The sequence below is a fragment of the Acinetobacter sp. NIPH 1852 genome (assembly GCF_022549455.1).
In the GTDB taxonomy this organism is placed as follows: Bacteria; Pseudomonadota; Gammaproteobacteria; order Pseudomonadales; family Moraxellaceae; genus Acinetobacter.
In genome coordinates, this window is sequence record NZ_JAKZGG010000011.1 from 40,794 (window position 1) to 60,518 (window position 19,725).

21 protein-coding genes are annotated in these 19,725 nt (G+C 42.2%); 9 read left to right on the forward strand and 12 right to left on the reverse strand.

Features of this window, described 5'->3' with window-relative positions:
* Positions 1-19: 19 nt before the first annotated feature.
* The 3 genes from ampC to yddG all read left to right on the forward strand — a co-directional run bounded on the left by ampC (position 20) and on the right by yddG (position 3,473).
* Positions 20-1,207, forward strand: coding sequence for a class C beta-lactamase (gene ampC, locus MMO38_RS10320; protein WP_241323475.1), 1,188 nt, complete (start codon positions 20-22; stop codon positions 1,205-1,207).
* Between the two features lie 83 nt (positions 1,208-1,290).
* Positions 1,291-2,571 (forward strand): replication-associated recombination protein A, encoded by a 1,281-nt coding sequence (locus MMO38_RS10325; protein WP_004673602.1) that lies wholly within the window; start codon positions 1,291-1,293, stop codon positions 2,569-2,571.
* On the forward strand, positions 2,571-3,473 hold the full coding sequence (gene yddG / locus MMO38_RS10330; protein WP_241323476.1) for an aromatic amino acid DMT transporter YddG: 903 nt from the start codon (positions 2,571-2,573) through the stop codon (positions 3,471-3,473). Before MMO38_RS10325 ends, yddG begins: the two co-directional genes overlap by 1 nt.
* 77 nt (positions 3,474-3,550) lie before the next feature.
* Here yddG and purC read toward each other — a convergent pair whose 3' ends face one another.
* From purC to dapA, 3 genes are read right to left on the reverse strand one after another with little or no spacing between them, the layout of a single operon-like run.
* Positions 3,551-4,270 carry a phosphoribosylaminoimidazolesuccinocarboxamide synthase gene (gene purC / locus MMO38_RS10335; RefSeq protein WP_241323477.1) on the reverse strand — a complete coding sequence of 240 codons (720 nt, stop codon included), beginning with the start codon at positions 4,268-4,270 and terminating at the stop codon, positions 3,551-3,553.
* 37 nt (positions 4,271-4,307) lie between these two features.
* Positions 4,308-4,910 carry a hypothetical protein gene (locus tag MMO38_RS10340; RefSeq protein WP_004673592.1) on the reverse strand — a complete coding sequence of 201 codons (603 nt, stop codon included), beginning with the start codon at positions 4,908-4,910 and terminating at the stop codon, positions 4,308-4,310.
* A gap of 15 nt (positions 4,911-4,925) precedes the next feature.
* Positions 4,926-5,819 (reverse strand): 4-hydroxy-tetrahydrodipicolinate synthase, encoded by an 894-nt coding sequence (dapA, locus tag MMO38_RS10345; RefSeq protein ID WP_241323478.1) that lies wholly within the window; start codon positions 5,817-5,819, stop codon positions 4,926-4,928.
* A 296-nt stretch (positions 5,820-6,115) separates the two neighbouring features.
* Here dapA and pncA point away from each other — a divergent pair, with 296 nt between their 5' ends.
* The 3 genes from pncA to MMO38_RS10360 all read left to right on the forward strand — a co-directional run bounded on the left by pncA (position 6,116) and on the right by MMO38_RS10360 (position 8,155).
* The gene (gene pncA / locus MMO38_RS10350; RefSeq protein WP_241323528.1) at positions 6,116-6,748 is read left to right on the forward strand and encodes a bifunctional nicotinamidase/pyrazinamidase; all 633 of its coding nucleotides are present in this window, start codon (positions 6,116-6,118) and stop codon (positions 6,746-6,748) included.
* Positions 6,749-6,840: 92 nt separating this feature from the next.
* On the forward strand, positions 6,841-7,305 hold the full coding sequence (locus tag MMO38_RS10355; RefSeq protein WP_241323479.1) for an Lrp/AsnC family transcriptional regulator: 465 nt from the start codon (positions 6,841-6,843) through the stop codon (positions 7,303-7,305).
* Positions 7,306-7,516: 211 nt separating this feature from the next.
* Entirely contained in the window at positions 7,517-8,155 is a 639-nt protein-coding gene (locus MMO38_RS10360; RefSeq protein ID WP_241323480.1) for a YitT family protein, read from the forward strand.
* Positions 8,156-8,228: 73 nt separating this feature from the next.
* Here the strand turns inward: MMO38_RS10360 and glmS are convergent, their stop codons facing one another.
* The 8 genes from glmS to MMO38_RS10400 form a co-directional block, all read right to left on the reverse strand.
* Entirely contained in the window at positions 8,229-10,067 is a 1,839-nt protein-coding gene (glmS, locus tag MMO38_RS10365) for a glutamine--fructose-6-phosphate transaminase (isomerizing) (RefSeq protein ID WP_241323481.1), read from the reverse strand.
* A gap of 12 nt (positions 10,068-10,079) precedes the next feature.
* The gene (glmU, locus tag MMO38_RS10370; protein WP_241323482.1) at positions 10,080-11,444 is read right to left on the reverse strand and encodes a bifunctional UDP-N-acetylglucosamine diphosphorylase/glucosamine-1-phosphate N-acetyltransferase GlmU; all 1,365 of its coding nucleotides are present in this window, start codon (positions 11,442-11,444) and stop codon (positions 10,080-10,082) included.
* Between the two features lie 22 nt (positions 11,445-11,466).
* Complete coding sequence (locus MMO38_RS10375; protein ID WP_241323483.1) at positions 11,467-11,988, reverse strand: phosphatidylglycerophosphatase A; 522 nt, start codon at positions 11,986-11,988, stop codon at positions 11,467-11,469.
* Complete coding sequence (gene thiL / locus MMO38_RS10380; protein WP_121929084.1) at positions 11,966-12,883, reverse strand: thiamine-phosphate kinase; 918 nt, start codon at positions 12,881-12,883, stop codon at positions 11,966-11,968. The genes MMO38_RS10375 and thiL overlap by 23 nt, the downstream gene beginning before the upstream one ends.
* Before the next feature lie 15 nt (positions 12,884-12,898).
* Positions 12,899-13,348 carry a transcription antitermination factor NusB gene (nusB, locus tag MMO38_RS10385; protein WP_005194123.1) on the reverse strand — a complete coding sequence of 150 codons (450 nt, stop codon included), beginning with the start codon at positions 13,346-13,348 and terminating at the stop codon, positions 12,899-12,901.
* A 3-nt stretch (positions 13,349-13,351) separates the two neighbouring features.
* Entirely contained in the window at positions 13,352-13,822 is a 471-nt protein-coding gene (gene ribE / locus MMO38_RS10390) for a 6,7-dimethyl-8-ribityllumazine synthase (protein WP_004673571.1), read from the reverse strand.
* Positions 13,823-13,833: 11 nt separating this feature from the next.
* The gene (gene ribBA / locus MMO38_RS10395) at positions 13,834-14,955 is read right to left on the reverse strand and encodes a bifunctional 3,4-dihydroxy-2-butanone-4-phosphate synthase/GTP cyclohydrolase II (protein ID WP_004673570.1); all 1,122 of its coding nucleotides are present in this window, start codon (positions 14,953-14,955) and stop codon (positions 13,834-13,836) included.
* Between the two features lie 307 nt (positions 14,956-15,262).
* Positions 15,263-16,555: a hypothetical protein gene (locus MMO38_RS10400; RefSeq protein ID WP_241323484.1), complete on the reverse strand. Its 1,293-nt coding sequence runs from the start codon at positions 16,553-16,555 to the stop codon at positions 15,263-15,265.
* 63 nt (positions 16,556-16,618) lie between these two features.
* On the opposite strand from MMO38_RS10400, the gene serB reads away from it, so the two are divergent.
* From serB to MMO38_RS10415, 3 genes are all read left to right on the forward strand, one after another.
* Complete coding sequence (gene serB, locus MMO38_RS10405; protein WP_241323485.1) at positions 16,619-17,839, forward strand: phosphoserine phosphatase SerB; 1,221 nt, start codon at positions 16,619-16,621, stop codon at positions 17,837-17,839.
* 409 nt (positions 17,840-18,248) lie between these two features.
* Complete coding sequence (aciT, locus tag MMO38_RS10410) at positions 18,249-18,584, forward strand: ciprofloxacin tolerance protein AciT (protein WP_004673565.1); 336 nt, start codon at positions 18,249-18,251, stop codon at positions 18,582-18,584.
* A gap of 142 nt (positions 18,585-18,726) precedes the next feature.
* Positions 18,727-19,206 (forward strand): hypothetical protein, encoded by a 480-nt coding sequence (locus MMO38_RS10415; RefSeq protein WP_004673563.1) that lies wholly within the window; start codon positions 18,727-18,729, stop codon positions 19,204-19,206.
* 48 nt (positions 19,207-19,254) lie between these two features.
* On the opposite strand, the gene dtd is transcribed toward MMO38_RS10415, so the two are convergent.
* On the reverse strand, positions 19,255-19,695 hold the full coding sequence (dtd, locus tag MMO38_RS10420; protein WP_241323486.1) for a D-aminoacyl-tRNA deacylase: 441 nt from the start codon (positions 19,693-19,695) through the stop codon (positions 19,255-19,257).
* Positions 19,696-19,725: the final 30 nt, after the last annotated feature.

Sequence of the window (19,725 nt, forward strand, 5' to 3'; positions counted from 1 at the left end):
ACTTAAAGTGAAATGATGAATGATGAAGTCGAACCCTCTCGCTATGCCTTCGAAAAAATTATTGTTGATTGCAGGACTTTTGTCGTGCAATTCGATGCTTTGGGCACAACAACTGACGGAGCAACAGGTCAAACAGGTGCTTGATCAACAATTTAAACCATTGTTAGAACAATATAAAATTCCTGGCATGGCAGTCGCAGTGACTTTGAATGGTCAACACTATTTCATCAACTATGGTGTGGCTTCCAAACAAAGTAAGCAAGCCGTTAGCAGCGATACTTTGTTTGAATTGGGTTCAGTCAGTAAAACCTTTAATGCAACCTTGGCAGGCTATGCTCAGGCGCAAGGGCGCTTATCTTTCTCTGACCATCCTGCCAAGTATTTTCCTGCACTAAAAAATACCGCCGTCAACCGTGCCACCATACTCAACCTTGGCACTTACAGTGCTGGTGACTTCCCACTCCAGTTCCCTGATTCGGTCGTGCAACCGCAGGATATGTTGAAGTATTACCAAACATGGCAGCCGAAAAGCCAAGTAGGGACGACACGACAATATTCCAATCCGAGTATTGGTTTGATGGGCTATGTTACGGCTTTGGCGATGAAAAAACCGTATGCAGAATTGGTTGAGAAAACGCTTTTTCCTCAATTGGGAATGACACAAAGTTTTATCAATGTACCAGAACAGCACATGTCGAAGTACGCATGGGGATATAAAGCTGATCAGGCCATGCGTGTTTCTGCGGGTATGCTGGATGCAGAAGCCTATGGCGTGAAAAGTAGTAGTTCGGATATGCTAAAATTTCTGGATGCACAGATCAATGTGCAACAGTTGCAGCAGCCCATCCGTAAAGCCATTGAAAATACCCATGTTGGTTATTTTAAAGTTGGCTCAATGACTCAAGGCTTAGGCTGGGAACAGTATCAATACCCAGTGAAACTAGAGACCTTGTTGGATGGGAATTCCAACAAAATGGCATTGGAAAGCCATGCTGTTACCCCAATCAAACAGCCGAAGATCGCTTCACCAGCAACGTTCTTTAATAAAACAGGTGCGACCAATGGTTTTGGTGCATACGCTGCGTTTATTCCGCAACAAAAAATTGGGATTGTGATGCTCGCCAATACCAATTTCCCAAATGATGAACGCATTAAAGCGAGCTATCGAAGCATCGAACAGCTCATTCAACTGAAACAAGTTCGATAGAATGATCAGTTGATCGCAGATTCAAATTGTAGATTTGAGTCAGACACAATAGACTACGGTAAAACAGCATAAAGCCATTGATAATGTCCGATACGCATATTCCTCTACCTGAACGTTTACGTCCTCGTGACTTGTCCGAAATTATTGGACAAGATCATTTGCTCGGTGAAAATGCACCGTTACGTCAAATGATTGATCAGGGGCATCTACCTTCGATTATCTTCTGGGGACCACCCGGCGTGGGGAAAACCACGATCGCATTATTATTGGCGCAAGCGGTAGATCGTCCTTTTATTAGCCTATCTGCGCTCAATACAGGCGTGAAAGAGTTACGTGAAGTGATTGCGGAAAGTGGTGATCTACTCAACCTGACACCTGTGGTCTTTATTGATGAGATTCATCGTTTCAATAAATCGCAACAAGATGCCTTACTCAATGCCGTTGAGAAAGGCAAAATCACTTTAATTGGTGCAACCACTGAAAATCCCTCTTTTGAGGTCAACAGTGCACTTTTATCACGCTGTCAGGTCTATACCCTCAATAGTCTGGACGCGGATGCGATTCAAACTCTGCTGAACAAAGCCATTCAAAGCGATCAATTCTTAAAAGAACGTTTTATTCAAATCGAAGAATACGATGCGCTGACTCAATTTGCTGCAGGTGATGCTCGTAAAGCATTGAACCTGATTGATTTGATCGCCAGCACATTTGAGGCTGATATCGAAAATATCGTCACTGACGCCATTGTGATTAAAGTAGCGCAGCAAAATATTGCGCGTTATGACAAATCGGGTGAGCAGCATTATGATGTGGTTTCGGCATTTATTAAGTCTATTCGCGGCAGTGATCCAGATGCAACCTTGTATTGGATGGCACGCATGCTCAAAGGCGGCGAAGATCCTGTTTTTATCGCACGTCGGATGTTAATCGCTGCTTCGGAAGATATTGGCAACTCCAATCCGAATGCATTATTACTGGCAGGTGAATGTTTCCGTTCGGTACAAGCGGTGGGCATGCCAGAAGCGCGTATTATTTTAGGACAGACCGCTGTTTATTTAGCCACTAGCCCGAAAAGTAACAGTACTTATTTAGCGATTAATCGGGCTTTAGAGTTGGCTGAAAAGACTGCAAATCTACCAGTGCCATTACATTTGCGTAATGCACCAACCAAGTTGATGAAACAACAGGGCTATGGTGTGGATTATCATTATCCGCATGACTTCCCAGAACATTTTGTGTTGCAGGAATACTTACCGCCAGAGTTGAAAGGTACAAAGTTGTATGAATCAGCGCGAAATAAACGTGAGGTTGAGGCCGAACGTTTACAACAACGTCGTTGGCAGCAAGAACAACAGCAACAGTAATGAACTCCAAAAAAGCCACACTCATTGGATTGCTTGCGATCTTCTTATGGAGCTTGATCGTTGCCTTGATCAAGGATGTCAGTAGTCATTTTGGTGCAGTGGGTGGTGCAGCACTGATCTATACGCTCGCTTCAATCTTTCTATTTTTCTCGGTTGGTTGGAGCAGCCTCAGAACATTCCCTAGAACATATTTAATTTGGGGCAGTGTTTTATTTGTGGCCTACGAAATTTGCCTATCGCTTTCGATTGGTTATAGCAACAATAATCGAGAAGCGATTGAAGTTGGAATGGTAAATTATCTATGGCCCACGTTTACCATGGTGGCCGCCATTTTGTTTAATCAACAAAAAGCCAATTTTCTGATCATTCCAGGCTTTATCATCTCACTATTAGGCATTTGTTGGGTCTTAGGCGGTGAGCAAGGCTTTGATGTAATAGGCATGTGGCAGAATATTCAAAACAATCCACTGAGTTATGGGCTGGCATTTATTGGAACGCTTTTGTGGGCAGCCTATTGCACGCTTACCGCAAGAATTGCCAATGGCAGCAATGGCATCACCCTATTTTTTATTCTGGTTGCGATTGTGCTCTGGATTAAATATCTACTCATGGGAGGCGGTGCGTTCCAGTTTGAATGGCAAGCTTCAATTATTTTGCTGGTTGCAGCCGCTGCTATGGGCTTTGGTTATGCGGCATGGAATATTGGCATTTTGCATGGCAATGTCACGTTGTTGGCTGGGGCTTCTTATTTTATTCCAGTATTTTCTGCATTTTTTGCTGCTATTTTATTAAATACCCCATTGAGCTTATCTTTTTGGTATGGCGCTTTTATGGTGTGTTTGGGCTCGATCTTATGTTGGATGTCGACAAGGGCACAACATTCGCAAGCTGAAGATGTATAAATAAAACATCATCCTGATATGTTCTAACCGCCATAAAAAAACCAGCCGAAGCTGGTTTTTTAACATTTCAGAATGGCTTAAAGATCATCTAAGTTAATGCCTAAACGCGTCGCCACTTCTTCATATGCTTCAACCACACCACCTAAACCTTGGCGGAAACGGTCTTTATCTAATTTTTTCTTGGTGTCTTTATCCCACAAACGGCAACCATCTGGAGAGAATTCATCGCCAAGTACGATACGGTCATGGAATACACCAAACTCAAGTTTGAAATCAACCAGAATCATATTACCCGCATCAAATAATGCTTTAAGCACATCATTGACTTGGTAAGTGAGTTCTTTCATTTTTTCAAGTTGGTCAGCAGTCGCCCAACCTAAAGCAATCGCTTGAGATTCGTTGACCATTGGATCGCCAAGCGCATCATCTTTAAAGAACAATTCAAAAGTTGGTGGTGTTAACACTTTGCCTTCTTCAACGCCTAAACGACGGCACAATGAACCAGCAGCGTAGTTACGAATCACGCACTCAACAGGGATCATCTCAAGTTTTTTCACCAGAACTTCTGTTGGTGAAAGTAACTTCTCAAAATGTGTTTCGATACCCGCTTCAGCCAATTTTTCCATGATGAAGGCGTTAAAACGGTTGTTGACCTTGCCTTTACGATCTAATTGCTCGATTTTTTCGCCATTGAACGCAGAGGCATCATCGCGAAAGACTAAAATCAGGTGGTTGGCATTGTCTGTTTCATATACAGATTTTGCTTTACCAGTATAGAGCAAGGTTTGTTTTAACATGGGGGAACCTTTTTGAAAAAATATGCCTAATAAACGACTAGGCTGGCCAATTTTGGTAAATCTGGGTTAACACTTCTGTTGCAATGGCTTGCTCTGCAAAGGTTGTGTCAAGTTTGAAGAGGGCAACGGTATTGTTTGAGCCAACCGCAGAAAGCTTCAATAAATAGCTTTGTTCATTGACTTGAATCGTGGCTTCATAACCATTGTTTGATTGTGAAATCACTTTGTAGTTCAGGCTATTTAACGTTGCAAAGGTATATTGCCACGCTGCGGCGGTTGGGCCTTCAACTTTCAGTAATGGGTTTCTATTTCCATCCATCACTAACTGAGGACGACCAAGCGCAGTCATACTCTCTTCGGTATTACTCGCTTGTATTTGGATACCATCTGGACGAGGAAGTGCATAACGGTTGCCAGTTTTGTTTTCAAACGTTGGTGCATGTTCGATCGCCAGTGGATCAACTGTTGGAGCAGGATACAAAGGTGTAAATGGTCTAACCGTTGCGCCCTCAGGGAATTTAAGTGGTTCAAGTGCTTCTGCCTTCTTATAATCCAAAGAATGATTATTGAGGGCGAAACGGCCACAACCAGCTAAACTTAACGCTGAAATGACTAGGACAACACCAACACGTAATTGCATCATAAATTGCTCGTATTAAATAATTCCCGCAGTTTTTAAATCTGTGCGGAGAGGTTCACGATATTGTTCTGCAAGCGGGGTCAATGGTAGGCGAATACCTGTGCTCATATATCCCATCTCATGCAAAGCCCATTTCACAGGAATTGGGTTTGATTCGCAAAACAAAATATTGTGTAGATTTGCAATTTGTTGATTCAAACTTTGTGCTTTTGCTTTATCGCCAGCCAATGCCGCTTCACAAACATCGCTCATTTGTTTAGGTGCCACATTCGCAGTAACAGAAATATTGCCTTTCGCACCGAGTAAAATCAGTTCCCAAGCAGTTTCATCATCACCTGAATAGACGGCCATTTTACCATTTAAACCTTCAATCAGTGCTTGTCCACGTGGGAGGTCGCCTGTGGCATCTTTGATTCCGACAATGTTTGGAACATCTGCAAGACGAATCACGGTCTCATTTTGCAAATCTACCCCAGTACGGCCTGGAACATTATAAAGAATTTGTGGAATATCAGCAGCTTCAGCAATTGCTTTATAGTGTTGATATAAGCCTTCTTGGGTCGGTTTATTATAATATGGCGTCACTAACAGTGCGGCATCTGCACCGAGTTCTTTTGCAGCTTTGGTGAGTTCAATCGCTTCACGAGTCGAATTTGCACCTGTGCCTGCGATAATTGGAATACGTTTATTGGCAACACGAACCACTTCTTTGATGACTTGCGTGTGTTCTTCCATGCTTAATGTAGACGCTTCGCCTGTTGTTCCAACAGCAACAATACTATGTGTGCCTTGTTGGATATGCCACTCAACAAGCTTCTCAAGGCTCTTCCAATCTACACCACCATGTTCAAACATTGGGGTAACGATTGCGACAATTGAGCCTTGTATATTTTGTGCTAGCTGAGTCATTTTAAAAAAATATCCTATTTTCCCATCCGAGATTGAAGTAATTAAAACGAAATATTGGATGGATGCAGTATTTTGATTGGTCGTTCAACAATTAAGCCACGTTGAATGACAATTATGCAAATTATGACTGATCGGAGACATAAGAACAATACGCTTTCGTTAAACTGTAAGAAACTTTAATTCATCTTTGGCTTGAATGATTTTCATCTTATAAAGTTAATGACTCACTGTAGTCAGATGCTTGAGAGCAGCGTATGGTACAAAGAGAGGCTTTAGCTGAAATGTTGGATGATCAAATGCAAGTACAATTGAAACATACTGCACTTATCGTGGTGGATGTACAAAATGGATTTACGCCTGGTGGAAACTTAGCAGTTGCCGATGCGGATCAAATTATTCCATTGATTAATCAACTTGCGCCAAGCTTTGAACATGTGGTGCTGACTCAAGACTGGCATCCTGAGCAGCATATTTCGTTTGCAGAAAATCACCCTAATAAAGTGCCATTTGAAACCATTGAGTTGGCTTATGGAACGCAAGTGTTGTGGCCTAAACATTGTGTACAAGGTTCGCATGATGCGGCATTCCATCCTGAGCTAAATATACCAACGGCGCAGCTTATTATTCGCAAAGGATGTCATCAGGACATTGATAGTTATTCAGCCTTTATGGAAGCCGATCGCAAGACACCGACAGGATTAAATGGCTACTTAAAAGAGCATCAAATTGACACGGTTTATATTGTGGGGATTGCTACGGATTTTTGTGTGGCGTGGACGGCTTTGGATGCGGTACATTTTGGTTTTAAAACCTATGTGGTTGAAGATGCATGTAAAGCAATAGACTTGAATGGTTCATTGCAACAGGCTTGGCAAGCGATGCTGGCGAAGGGCATTCAACGGATTCAATCCTCGGCGATTTTGCCATGAGCTTGTGAGACTTGCGCTAAAAACGCTAAACTGCTCCTCACGATACATTTTCATCGTGTATATGGCGATGTAACAGGATAACTGAGAGTTTCATGATCGAAGAACTTGATGATTTTGACAAAAAAATTATTCATCATTTACAATTAAATGGTCGTTTGGCCAATCAAGAATTAGCTGAATTAGTTGGGTTGTCGACTTCACAATGTTCACGTCGTCGAATTTATCTTGAGCAGAAAAAAATAATCACAGGCTATTATGCTCAGGTTGCTTTATGCGCTGATCCAACCCCAATCATGGGTATTATTGAAGTAAAGTTGCAGAATTATAATGATGCAACCCATGATCGCTTTGTTGACTTTCTTTTGCATGAGCCCGCAGTCAAAGATATTCATAAGTTGACGGGGAGTTATGATTTTGCCCTCAAGGTTGCGGTTAAAAACTTAGATGAGATGGTCAAGCTGATTGGGATTTTGTCATCGAGTGATTTTGGTGTCAGTAATTTAAATACGTCAATTGTCTTGGAGAAACTTAAAGAGAATGGGATTGCAATGAAATAAAAAACAGGCAATCACATGAAATCAGTACAAAAAAGTCTTTTGCATTAAGATAGGGCAGTACATGCTAAAATCATTATTCTGAATATAAATTGCATTTATGACGAAAATATAAGAATAAATTGCGAAAAAATAATAAAAATGATCAAATATGCCATGTCTTTCCTTGAAAGATCTCTCTCCCTTTGTTGTTCTCCTGTTGAGTTGTACCCTTATGAATACCGATCAAAATGTATCTTTGGTAAGTCCTGTCACGCCTGTGATCGAACAACACTCAAAGATTGAAGATGCATTGGCGATGTTGATTGGAACATTTATCTTGTCTTTTGCCATGGTGCTATTGAAGCAAGCAGGGATTATGACGGGTGGAACAGCGGGCTTATCTTTGTTGATTCATTACATTACCGACATTCAGTTTGGTATTTTATTTTTTCTGATCAATATTCCATTTTATTATTTTGCTTATAAGAAAATGGGGCTTGCCTTGGTGCTCAAGACCTTTATTGCCGTGGCGTTATTGGCAGGTTTTACTGAAACCATTCCTCATTTTGTTCAGCTCTCAACGGTGCATCCGATTTATGCGACTGTTTTTGCTAATGTGTTGATGGGCGTGAGTTTTTTGATTTTGTTTCGCCATCGCTCAAGCTTGGGAGGAATCAATCTACTGGTTCTTTATTTACAAGAACGTTTTAATATTCCAGCAGGAAAGGCGCAGATGGGGATCGATGTGATGATCTTATTGGTGTCATTATTTTTTGTGGATTGGAAGTTAATTTTGATATCAATTTTTGGTGCGGTGATTCTAAATTCGATTATTTTACTGAATCATAAAACCAGTCGTTATGTGGCTTAGCATATTTTTTTAGATTTTTTTTGCAGCTTGATAAAAACAGAAGGGGGCTTTAAGCCTCCTTCTGTTTATTTGATTATTCTACAGTAACGCTCTTGGCGAGATTGCGTGGTTGATCGACATCGGTCCCACGTAATACTGCAACATGGTAAGACAGTAATTGCACAGGAATACTGTAAACAATTGGCGCTAACCACTCATTGATCGTAGGAATATGCACAACATGTTGACGATCTTTGCCTTGAATGCCGCTATTTTCATCCGCAAACACAAACAATTCGCCACCACGCGCTTGTACTTCTTCCATATTCGATTTTAATTTATCGAGCATTTCATCTTTTGGCGCTAAAATCACGATTGGCATTTCATTGTCCACTAAAGCCAGTGGTCCATGCTTTAGTTCACCCGCAGCATAACCTTCGGCATGGATATATGAAATTTCTTTCAGTTTCAACGCACCTTCAAGCGCGATTGGGAAATGGGTACCACGGCCTAAGAATAAGCAGTGATTTTTCTCAACAAACAGTGTGGATAAACGTAAGATGTCGGTATCACACTGTAATGTGTCTAAAATGACTTTCGGACAGTGCCACAATGCCGCTATGATTTCAGTGAGTTGTGTCGCAGAAAGCTGTTGCTTGACTTGTCCTACTTTGAGGATCAGTAACATCAATGCCGCAAGCTGTGTGGTGAAGGCTTTGGTTGATGCAACCCCAATTTCAGGGCCTGCCAACGTCAATAAATGATGATCTGTTTCACGAACCATTGATGAGGTCGCAACGTTACAAATCGTCATGGTACTAATGTCGATATTTTGCGCTTTCGCACGTTTTTGTATTTCACGTAATGCCGCTAAAGTATCTGCTGTTTCGCCTGATTGAGAGATACAGAGATATAAGGTATTTGCGACAATGACAGGGTTGCGATAGCGGAATTCGCTGGCAATCTCAATTTGACAAGATACCCCAATCAACTGCTCAAACCAATATTTTGCGATCATCCCCGCATGGTAGCTGGTACCACAGGCAATGATTTGTACTTGTTGAATTTTACTAAAATCTGCATTGGCCTGGCTGAGGAAATCTTCGCGCAGGGTGTTGCCATTCAATGCTTGAGAAATGGTTTGCTGCATCGCTTCAGGCTGCTCATAAATCTCTTTTAGCATGAAGTGCTTATATGCGCCTTTGGATACATTGCTTACGGTTGCATCCAGTTCTTTTACAGGACGTTCAACAGCCTCACCATTAACAAAAACCTCAATACTGCTACGTGTTAAACGTGCAATATCACCTTCTTCTAAATAAACGAAGCGATTGGTGACAGGTAATAATGCCAATTGGTCTGAGCTAATAAAATTCTCGCCAATTCCCACACCGATGACAAGCGGTGAACCTTCACGTACAGTGATGAGTTCATCTGGATGTGCAGTGTGAATAATGCCCAACGCATACGCGCCTTTAAGCTGAGGTGTAACCTTTTGTACCGCTTCTAATAGGCTATCCGTTTGTTTCAGTGCGTCATTGACCAGATGTGCAACCACTTCAGTATCGGTCTGAGAGCTAAACACATAGCCTTGTGCTTGTAGTGCATCCTTGAGTTCTTGGTAGTTTTCAATAATACCGTTGTGAACCACTGCAACATTACCAGATACATGTGGGTGAGCGTTGTTCTCCGTCGGTTTGCCGTGAGTCGCCCAACGCGTGTGAGCAATCCCGATATTACCCGTTAATTTTTGTTCAGAGACCGCTTCATCTAAATTGGCGACTTTTCCTACACGGCGTTCACGTAAGATTTTTTGATTATTTAATAATGCTAAACCTGCCGAATCGTAACCACGATATTCGAGACGTTTAAGACCTTCAATGAGAATATCAGTTACACAACGTTCAGCAACGCCACCAACAATACCACACATAATTTTATCCTCTTATTTTTTCAACTTCTGGGGACGTTGATAATTCGCTTTTTCAAACTGCTTAGATCGTTCGACCGCTAAACTATGCCCAGCTACATCTCGGGTTAGGGTTGAACCAGCGCCAGTGGTGGCACCTTGACCAATTTTGATTGGTGCAACCAGCGAGTTATTGGTACCAATAAAGACCTGATCTTCAATGATGGTCCGATGTTTATTTGCACCATCATAATTACAGGTAATCGTGCCAGCGCCGATATTACAATCCGCACCAATATCAGCATCACCTAAGTAGGTAAAGTGGTTGGCTTTAGAACCCTGACCGATATTCGAGTTTTTAACCTCAACAAAGTTACCAATATGTACCTCATTGGCTAATTTTGCACCGGGGCGTAGACGAGCAAAAGGCCCGATCTGTGCATTTTCACCAACAACCGCATTTTCAAATACACTATAAGCTTGAACTTGGGTGCCCGCAGCAATACGTGTATTTTTTAAAATACATCCTGCACCGAGCTGGACGTTATCGCCAAGTTCACAATCACCCTCAATGATGACATTGACATCAATCAGTACATCTTGACCGCATATTAAGCGGCCACGAAGATCAAAACGACTTGGATCAATCAAATGCACACCTTGTTGCATCAGCTCTTTGGCTTGTTGTTGCTGAAATTGGCGTTCTAAGGTTGCAAGCTGTAAACGATCATTGACACCCTCAACTTCAAATGCTAATTCAGGTTGAATCGATGCAATTTCTAAACCATCCGCAACCGCCATCGCCACAATATCGGTTAGATAATATTCACCTTGTGAATTGTTGTTGGATAGTTTTGGTAACCATTGATGTAATTTGGCATTACTGACACAGTAAATGCCCGTATTAATTTCTTGAATTTGACGCTGTTCTTCATTCGCGTCTTTATGTTCAACAATCGCTTGAATCTTTCCTGCTTGGCGAACGATACGACCATAGCCTGTTGGATTTTCAACATTGAGCGTGATCATGCCAATGCCAGATTGGCTAGAAGCATCAAGCAGTTGTTCAAGGGTGCTTTGACGAACCAAAGGCACATCGCCATAGAGAATCAAAGAAACGCCATCTTGAGGTAAAACGGGCAAAGTCACTTGAACGGCATGGCCTGTTCCAAGTTGTTCGGCTTGTTCAACCCATTCAATTTGTTCTTCAGCAAAGCTTTGTTTGACCAGTTCTCCACCATGTCCATAAATGGTAATAATATTTTGAGCCTGTAGCTTTTTTGCTGTTTGAACTACATGACCGAGCAGTGGACGACCCGCGAGTGGTTGTAATACTTTTGGTCGTTGTGAACGCATGCGCGTTCCTTTCCCTGCTGCAAGAATAATAACTGTTGTTGACATGATTAACTCTAATATCAATAGCTTAAGTTAGAAAATAAAAGTGAATAATAAAAATACAAAGCGCTGCCCAAATTCCAGCAATGATGTCATCTAGCATGATGCCTAGACCACCAGACACTTTTTGGTCCACCCAATTGATTGGGAATGGTTTCCAAATGTCAAAGATGCGGAACAAGATGAATCCGACCAGAACCCAGAGCCAATTTAGTTGTTGTAAATACAGTAAAGGTAGTAAGGCGATGGATTGGCCAGCAAACTCATCCCATACAATACGGCCATCATCATGTACATTGAGGACTTTGGCGGTATGTCCACAGATATAAATGCCGATCAGCGACATCAATAAAACCACCACAATACTTGCCGATAAACCAAGATATAGCCAAAGTGGGACAAACAGCAAGGCGAAAGCTGAACCAAAAGTACCCGGTGCTTTAGGACTGAGACCGGAACCAAAGCCAACACCACAGAAAACGATGCAGCGGTTATACCAAGTCATTTGATTGAAGCGAATGGGTGGTTTATGCAAAGTGTTGGTATCCATGAACATCCAATGGGTAAATCTCGCCCATATACTCAAATAGCAATCCAGTTTGCTGGGCAATTTCGCCGATTATTGTAAGCGGAACATCTAAGTGTTGTCGCAACAGTTTCTCATAATTTTGCGGTGATATTGTAAAGCATAGTTCGTAATCATCGCCACCAGCCAGCGCATAATGCCAAGCTTGCCGCATATCTTGTGCTTTCAGTGATTTATCTATCGGTAGCTGATCGAGCAATAATTTGGCACCGCGCTTGGATGCTTTAAGAATATGACCAAGGTCTTGCGCAAGCCCATCTGAAATATCAATCATGCTGGATGCCAAGCCTTTAAGCTGTTGTCCTAAATGACAACGTGGCGTTGGATAGTCGAGGCGTTGTTGTAAAGGATGACCTAAATGTTGTAATCCGTATGCAGCATCACCGATTTGACCACTGACACAAATATAATCGCCGACTTGAGCACCAGATCGAGTAATCGCTTGACCGTGTTCAATCCAGCCGAGTGCAGTCACACTGATCGTCAGTTGCGTACTCTGAGTAGTATCACCACCAATCAATGCAACCCCAAATTGGTCACAGCAGTCAAATAGCCCACGGCTAAATTCGGCTAACCAATCGTGGTCGATCGTCGGGAGGCTTAAAGCAAGTAAAATACTATGTGGTTTTGCACCCATTGCAGCCAAATCAGATAAGTTGACGGCCACGCTTTTCCAGCCAATGGCGTGGGCTGAGGTGTCTAAGGGGAAATGCCGACCCGCAACAAGTGTATCTGCACAGATCACCAATTGTTGTGAGGGAGGTGGGGTAACAATGGCTGAGTCATCACCGATGCCTAAACTGACATCAAGCTTTGATGTGCGTTTAAAATATTGATCAATGATCGAAAACTCAGCCATAGAACATCAAGCCTATTATTTTGCTTGCTGTTTTTCAGCTTCACGTAATTTTGATGATAAACGGTCTAATACACCATTGATGTATTTATGACTATCAGCACCACCAAAGTGTTTTGCTAATTCAATTGCTTCATCCAGCACCACACGATACGGAACTTCGAGGTGATCTCGAAGTTCATAAGCACCGAGTCGTAACGTTGCAAGTTCAACACCATCCAGTGCGTTTAACTCACGGTCAAGGACTGGAATAAGTAACTCATCTAAAGCGTCATGTTGAGCAACCACTTGCGTGAGCAATTCATGGTAATAGTTAAGGTCAACTTTATGCATGGCATTTTCGACACGGGTACGTGCTTCAATTTCATGGACAGGATTATGACTCATTTGCCATTCATAAATTCCTTGTACAGCAAAACGACGTGCTTTGCGTTTCGCTGCATAAGCGGCCTGAAGTGTTTGCGACATGCTTTAAATTGCCTTTAATAAGTTAACCATTTCGATTGCAGTAAGTGCAGCTTCGCTACCTTTATTACCTGCTTTCGTACCAGAACGTTCAATTGCTTGTTCAATGCTATCCGTTGTCAAGACACCATTGATCACAGGCATTGTGCTTTCAAGTGCCACAACGCCTAAGCCTTTGGCACATTCACCTGCAACGAAGTCAAAGTGTGGTGTACTACCACGGATCACCGCACCTAATGCAATAATCGCATCAAAGTTTTTTGATGCAGCGAGTTTTTTCGCAACAATAGGCAGTTCCCATGCACCCGGTGCATGAATCACGGTGATGGCTTCTTCTGAAACGCCATGGCGTTTTAAAGTGTCGATAGCACCTTCAAGTAAATGTTCAACCACAAAGCTGTTGAAACGACCCACTAAGATCGCATAGCGACCTTCGCTTGCGAGATGTAATAAACCTTCAATTCGGCGAATTGCCATAGCAACCTCGATTATTTTGCTGTGATTTGATCGGCAGTGATGTATTCCACGACCTCTAAATTAAATCCTGATAGGGCATTGAAACGAAGTGGAGAACTCAACAACTTCATTTTTTCAACGCCTAGATCACGTAAAATCTGTGCGCCTACACCAATGGTTTGATATTGATGTGAAAGTGCAGCATTGGATTTGAGCGGTTTTGGTTGATTTAACTGATCGAAAGCATGACCCAAATCTTGTAAATGGTCCTGACCGATCCAAACTAAAACGCCACGTTCGCTTGCTGCAATGGTTTTAAGGGCAAGATCTAAATTCCAAGCAGAAGAACCATCTGCTTTATTTAGCTTTAACAAGTCACGAATTGGGCTGAAACCATGTACTCGGACAGTGGTCACACCTTGCTTTGGTTCGCCTTTGACTAAAGCTAAATGAATATCTGGATTACCAAGTTCACGGTATTTATACAGTTCAAATGTACCATATTCAGTTTGTATACTTTCTTGTGACAAACGTTCTACGGTTTGTTCATTGGTCATACGGTAGTGAATCAGATCTGCAATGGTTCCAATTTTTAAACCATGTTTTTCAGCAAAGATTTCCAAATCCGCACGACGTGCCATGGTGCCATCATCATTGATAATTTCACAAATGACAGAGGCAGGTTCTAAACCTGCAAGTCGAGCCAAATCACAACCTGCTTCGGTATGTCCAGCACGATGAAGTACACCGCCTGGTTGAGCCATTAATGGGAAAATATGACCTGGTTGTACAATATCACTTGGTTTGGCATGTGCAGCAACTGCAGCGTGAATGGTATGGGCACGTTCCGCCGCAGAAATTCCAGTGCTAATGCCTTCCGCCGCTTCAATTGAAAGCGTAAAGTTGGTTGCATGCTGTGCGCCGTTTTGGTCAACCATCAGCGGGAGGTTGAGTTGTTTACAGCGTTCGCGACTCAGGGTCAGGCAGACCAAACCACGTGCATGGGTGATCATGAAGTTAATGTCTTCAGGACGCACATGCGTCGCAGCGATGACTAAATCACCTTCATTTTCACGATCTTCGTCATCCATAAGAATGACCATTTTGCCTGCACGAATATCTGCGACAAGCTCTTCAACACAACTTAGCGGCATTCGTTTTCACCTTTTTGCTGCCTTTTAAGGCACTAGTATTCGATAAATCTGACATAGTTTAACGCATTTTAAAAAATTTCGCCTGTGCTTCTTAGCGGCTGTTGATATTTCACCTTAGGAGCTATAGCGCTCATTGCAGCAAAAAAATATTTCTGTCATCGAGCTTCGCCTTGCGCTGCGATCAAAGCAGTGCTTTGCTCTTGCTCAGGTATTGTAAAACGAACAAGACTTTGCGTCAGGGGAGGCGCAAAGTCTTGAATGATGGCGGATAAAACGAGATGACAGTTCTTTATATGAAGTATGCGTATTAAGATTCTGTCGCAGCTTTGGCTTTTTTCCCCATCAGGATTTCAGTACGTAGCGTTTGTGCCAAGGTCGCACATTCTTCATTCATACCATTAATCATAAAAGCATGACGCGTCATGATATTGCTTGGATTCGGCATCGCAACCAATTCATAGCGATGTTGAACGGTTTTGAGCTGATCGTGGTTGAGGTGTAAGGCCGCTTCTTTGGCATGTAAATGTTGGGTTAAACGTTTTGCGGCTTCGATTGCATCCAGTTGCATTGCATCAACAGCGCTAGCAACAGCACCACGGGTTTGTAGCGCAAAGCGTTTATCTTCACGATAGCGTTTGTAAAGCACTTCGGCCAATAACTGGAATACCGCACCAACCATCATCAAACATTCTAGTGCATGTGGTTGTTCCGAGGTGGTCGATAAGGTTGCACCTTCGGCATTGAACTCTTGTACCACGCAAATTTGAGCTGCATCGATTTGATAATGCTTGGCGCAGAGATCGATACTTTTATCTAAGAACAATTGGCACAATTTGAAATAAGGCACCGAAACAGACTGGTTGACACTATTTAAAAGCTGCTTTGGATCATAAAACTGAATATTGAGCGCCAAAGCTTGATGATTCATTTGAGATGGATCTATTGGCGTTTTTTCAACACGCGGTTTGGCTTGTGCTTTGGTTTGTTGTTGCGCTTGAGCCACTAAGGTGATGGTATTTTGTTTTTCGAGCGCAAGTGCTTGGGTTAAACGCTGGATCTCATGTTTAAGATGATTTTCTTGATTGATACGCGCTAGGTATTCACTGCGTGTTGGTCGAGCAATGACACGATAAGCCAACCAAATGAGGAAATGTATAAATAAGGATGCAAAGATCGCCAACCATTGGGTACGTAAGATTTCACCAATACTGGCTTGGATTAAGGTAATTTCAACCGTTCCAACTTTCTTTTCATTTTGCAATGCATCACGGACGAATACTTCGCCTTGACGTGTTTTGGCCATGCCGCTGGTCGCCAGCACTTGCTGATTTGCATTCAAAATACGAATCGATGCAACGCTTGGATTGGTGGCATAACGATTGGCAACCAATGCCAACGAAACGGTATTGGCGGGTTCCAGTTCTGCAAGACTATCTGCCACCAGCTGACTGGTCATCAGCTGTCCTTGGCTGGCGCGATTTTCATTGAGTTGATGAGTCGTTGCAATCACCAATAAAAAGGTATGCAATGCAAAACTTACGATCAGTAGGCTAGCAAATAGCCCTTGGCGAGGCGCATTCAAGTTAAATTTCCAAGGCAAATAGATTCATGGGTTATGCTATGATTCTTACACAATAGTTGTCGCTCAAACACGAGTCAATTCATGCGAGAAATCATTCTTATATCCTTTTTAGGACCAGATCAACCGAATCAGTTTACTCGATTAATGCAAGTACTATCCGTACATTCTTTGCAAATACTCGATGTTGGACAGGCTGTTATCCACAATCAACTCACTTTAGGGATTGTTGTTGCTTCGGATAATGAGACTGCAACTGCATTAGCAATGAAAGAGATCCTGATTTTAGCACATGATATTGGCTTAACTGTTCGATTTAAACCAATCTCCAACGCAGAATATGAGCAATGGGTCAGTGAAGGTGGCAGAACACGTTATATTGTCACAGCGCTTGCGCCAGAATTAACCGCAGAACACTTGCAAGCGGTCACAAATATTGTGTCAGCTCAGGGCTTTAATATCGAAACAGTTACCCGACTGTCAGGTCGTTTGGCTTTAGAAGAAGAAAGTTATTTTCCTCGTCGTGCCTGTGTGCAGTTTGGTTTAAGTGGTCAAATGTTAGATGCGCAAGCCATGCGGGCTGCCTGTTTAAGTTTATCGGGTGAGTTAAATATTGATGTTGCGGTACAAGAAGACAATGCCTATCGTCGTAATCGCCGTTTAGTCTGTTTTGATATGGATTCAACCTTAATCGAGCAAGAAGTGATTGATGAAATTGCTTTAGAAGCGGGTGTGGGCGCACAAGTGGCTGAAATTACAGAGCGAGCCATGCAAGGGGAGTTGGATTTTCAACAAAGCTTTCGTGCGCGTGTTGCGCTATTAAAAGGTTTAGACGCGTCTGTACTACCAAAAATCGCCGAACGTTTGACCATTACTGAAGGTGCTGAGCGTCTGATTACGACATTAAAATCATTGGGTTATAAGACTGCGATCTTATCTGGCGGTTTTCAGTATTTCGCTGAATATTTGCAAGAAAAACTTGGAATTGATGAAGTTCACGCCAATATCTTAGATGTACAAGATGGCATCGTCACGGGTGAAGTCCAAGGCGCAATCGTTGATGGCGCACGTAAAGCTGAATTGTTACGCCAATTGGCTGAACGGATGGGGATCTCACTTGAACAAGCGATGGCGGTAGGCGATGGCGCCAATGATTTACCGATGCTTTCGATCGCTGGGCTAGGGGTTGCCTTCCGTGCTAAACCGTTGGTGCGTCAAAATGCTAATCAAGCCATTTCTAGCGTGGGTTTGGATGGAGTGCTGTATCTGTTAGGAATGCACGATAAAGATCTGAATCGTGCTTAAACACAGTGATAATTGCATTAAAATGGTGCCGCTTTTTGAGCGGCACTGTGCATTTTTATCCTGTCTTTTTTTCTTCATATTTATGTCTAAATGTATAGAAAAACAACGATAAAAAAATTCAGAAAAAAGTTTTTATACATCCGAATTGAGGTCTATTTTTTTGTAATGACACGCTGCAATTGATGCTATATGGAAATTCAGGACTTTTGTAATTTAAAAAAATGTAATGACAAAAGCATATTGCGACAGCTTGTGTCGTGTGGCTAATTTAAGGCTCTTTTTTTCTAAAAAAAACACTCCATAATGCTTAAAGACGCAAATGCAATACGAAGTACTGTTAGAGATACAGAACAATTATGATGAGGTCTGAACAAGAATACAGACCATCTTTTTTAAGACGGAGGTTCCTATGGAAGCAGCGAATTTCACCATGTGGGTTGGATTTGGCTTAATCGCTGTCGCAGTTATTGCTGTTTTCTTTTCTCCTTATCGTCGTTGGTTAGGTTTTATGTTGGCAGGTATGCTCTGTTGGGGACTGTTAGAAGTGGTACGCTTTGGTGTGCAAACCATCTTCGAAATATCAGTCGCTTATAGTTATCTGACGGCCCTGAGCCTCGCGATGGTGACGGTTACATTTATCCTTTTACGTGAAGACAAACAAGCACAAAAACAGTTAGCAAATCGTCAGTATATTGAACATACACCAGTATATAAGGACGATCAGCAACAATGTTCTAGCCGATAATTTATAATAATTTGAACAACAACAAAGGCATGCTCAGCATGCCTTTGTTGTATTCTGTGACAAAGCTTTTACCGACCTTTCTACAATTGTGCTAGGATACGGATTGTCTTAATTTCCACCATATACTGTAGGCATAAATGTCATGAAGCTTTCTTCTTTACCTGTGGTTAAGCTACCTATTGTTGATGTAAGTACTGATCCACTTGATTTGTTAGTGGCAGGTTTGGCGTTACGTATGAAGCAATTAGCACGTACTAGCCCGAAGTTTATTGAGTTGGTACATGATCGCGAATTCCGTATTCAAATCGGAACTGATCTAGGATTGGCGCGTCAAATCCTTGTGAACCATGGCAAGATTGAGACAGTTGCAGGTAGCCCAGAAAAAGCTGACTTTATTTTACAATTTGCTGATAGTGAGCAAGGCGTAAAAACGTTAGTGAAAGGTGATCCAACTGCATTCATGACTGGGATGCAAGATGGCAGTATTAAAATGGAAGGTGATTTTAGTTTGTTGGTGTGGTTCAACCAAGCTGCGAAATTAATTCCACCTAAAGTGCCAAAACCTGTAAAACAGAAGCTTCGTCAAGTTCGTGCATTTATTAAAGAAAAAACGGGCAGATAAAAAAGTTATAAAAAAACGCCCAATTTGGGCGTTTTTTATTGTTTGGAATTATTCGATTTCTAAGTTAAAAGTCACTGGACCATCATTGATTAAGTGCACTTTCATATCCGCTGCAAAAATCCCTGTTTCAACCTGTTCAAATTGTTGACGGCTATACTCAACCAATTGTTCATACAGCGCTTTGGCTTCAGTCGGTGGCATGGCAGGTCCAAAGTCTGGTCGTAACCCTTTTTGGGTTTGTGCCATGAGGGTGAATTGAGATACCAATAAAATCCCACCCTTGGCTTGGCTGACATTCCAGCCCATTTTGCCTTGTTCATCATCAAAGATTCGATATTTTAGAATCTTATCAATCAACTTTTGCCCTTTCTCTAAGGTATCTTCTTTGCCGAGGCCTAAAAACACCAATAAACCCTGTTGAATCTCACCAGTTGTTTGACCGTCAACCACAACCTTGGCTTCGAGGACTCGTTGAATAACTGCGCGCATAACATTGAAAGAGAATTGAAAAAAGACAGG

What these genes read in the sequence shown, in the direction of transcription:
- yddG (WP_241323476.1), top strand. Translation starts at nt 2,571, where the DNA reads ATGAACTCCAAAAAAGCCACACTCATTGGATTGCTTGCGATCTTCTTA.
- MMO38_RS10355 (WP_241323479.1), top strand. Translation starts at nt 6,841, where the DNA reads ATGATCGAAGAACTTGATGATTTTGACAAAAAAATTATTCATCATTTA.
- serB (WP_241323485.1), top strand. Translation starts at nt 16,619, where the DNA reads ATGCGAGAAATCATTCTTATATCCTTTTTAGGACCAGATCAACCGAAT.
- MMO38_RS10340 (WP_004673592.1), bottom strand. Translation starts at nt 4,910, where the DNA reads ATGCAATTACGTGTTGGTGTTGTCCTAGTCATTTCAGCGTTAAGTTTA.
- ampC (WP_241323475.1), top strand. Translation starts at nt 20, where the DNA reads ATGATGAAGTCGAACCCTCTCGCTATGCCTTCGAAAAAATTATTGTTG.
- thiL (WP_121929084.1), bottom strand. Translation starts at nt 12,883, where the DNA reads ATGGCTGAGTTTTCGATCATTGATCAATATTTTAAACGCACATCAAAG.
- ribBA (WP_004673570.1), bottom strand. Translation starts at nt 14,955, where the DNA reads ATGCCGCTAAGTTGTGTTGAAGAGCTTGTCGCAGATATTCGTGCAGGC.
- MMO38_RS10360 (WP_241323480.1), top strand. Translation starts at nt 7,517, where the DNA reads ATGAATACCGATCAAAATGTATCTTTGGTAAGTCCTGTCACGCCTGTG.
- MMO38_RS10415 (WP_004673563.1), top strand. Translation starts at nt 18,727, where the DNA reads ATGAAGCTTTCTTCTTTACCTGTGGTTAAGCTACCTATTGTTGATGTA.
- MMO38_RS10375 (WP_241323483.1), bottom strand. Translation starts at nt 11,988, where the DNA reads ATGGATACCAACACTTTGCATAAACCACCCATTCGCTTCAATCAAATG.
- aciT (WP_004673565.1), top strand. Translation starts at nt 18,249, where the DNA reads ATGGAAGCAGCGAATTTCACCATGTGGGTTGGATTTGGCTTAATCGCT.
- glmU (WP_241323482.1), bottom strand. Translation starts at nt 11,444, where the DNA reads ATGTCAACAACAGTTATTATTCTTGCAGCAGGGAAAGGAACGCGCATG.
- glmS (WP_241323481.1), bottom strand. Translation starts at nt 10,067, where the DNA reads ATGTGTGGTATTGTTGGTGGCGTTGCTGAACGTTGTGTAACTGATATT.
- nusB (WP_005194123.1), bottom strand. Translation starts at nt 13,348, where the DNA reads ATGTCGCAAACACTTCAGGCCGCTTATGCAGCGAAACGCAAAGCACGT.
- MMO38_RS10325 (WP_004673602.1), top strand. Translation starts at nt 1,291, where the DNA reads ATGTCCGATACGCATATTCCTCTACCTGAACGTTTACGTCCTCGTGAC.
- dtd (WP_241323486.1), bottom strand. Translation starts at nt 19,695, where the DNA reads ATGCGCGCAGTTATTCAACGAGTCCTCGAAGCCAAGGTTGTGGTTGAC.
- ribE (WP_004673571.1), bottom strand. Translation starts at nt 13,822, where the DNA reads ATGGCAATTCGCCGAATTGAAGGTTTATTACATCTCGCAAGCGAAGGT.
- dapA (WP_241323478.1), bottom strand. Translation starts at nt 5,819, where the DNA reads ATGACTCAGCTAGCACAAAATATACAAGGCTCAATTGTCGCAATCGTT.
- pncA (WP_241323528.1), top strand. Translation starts at nt 6,116, where the DNA reads ATGCAAGTACAATTGAAACATACTGCACTTATCGTGGTGGATGTACAA.
- purC (WP_241323477.1), bottom strand. Translation starts at nt 4,270, where the DNA reads ATGTTAAAACAAACCTTGCTCTATACTGGTAAAGCAAAATCTGTATAT.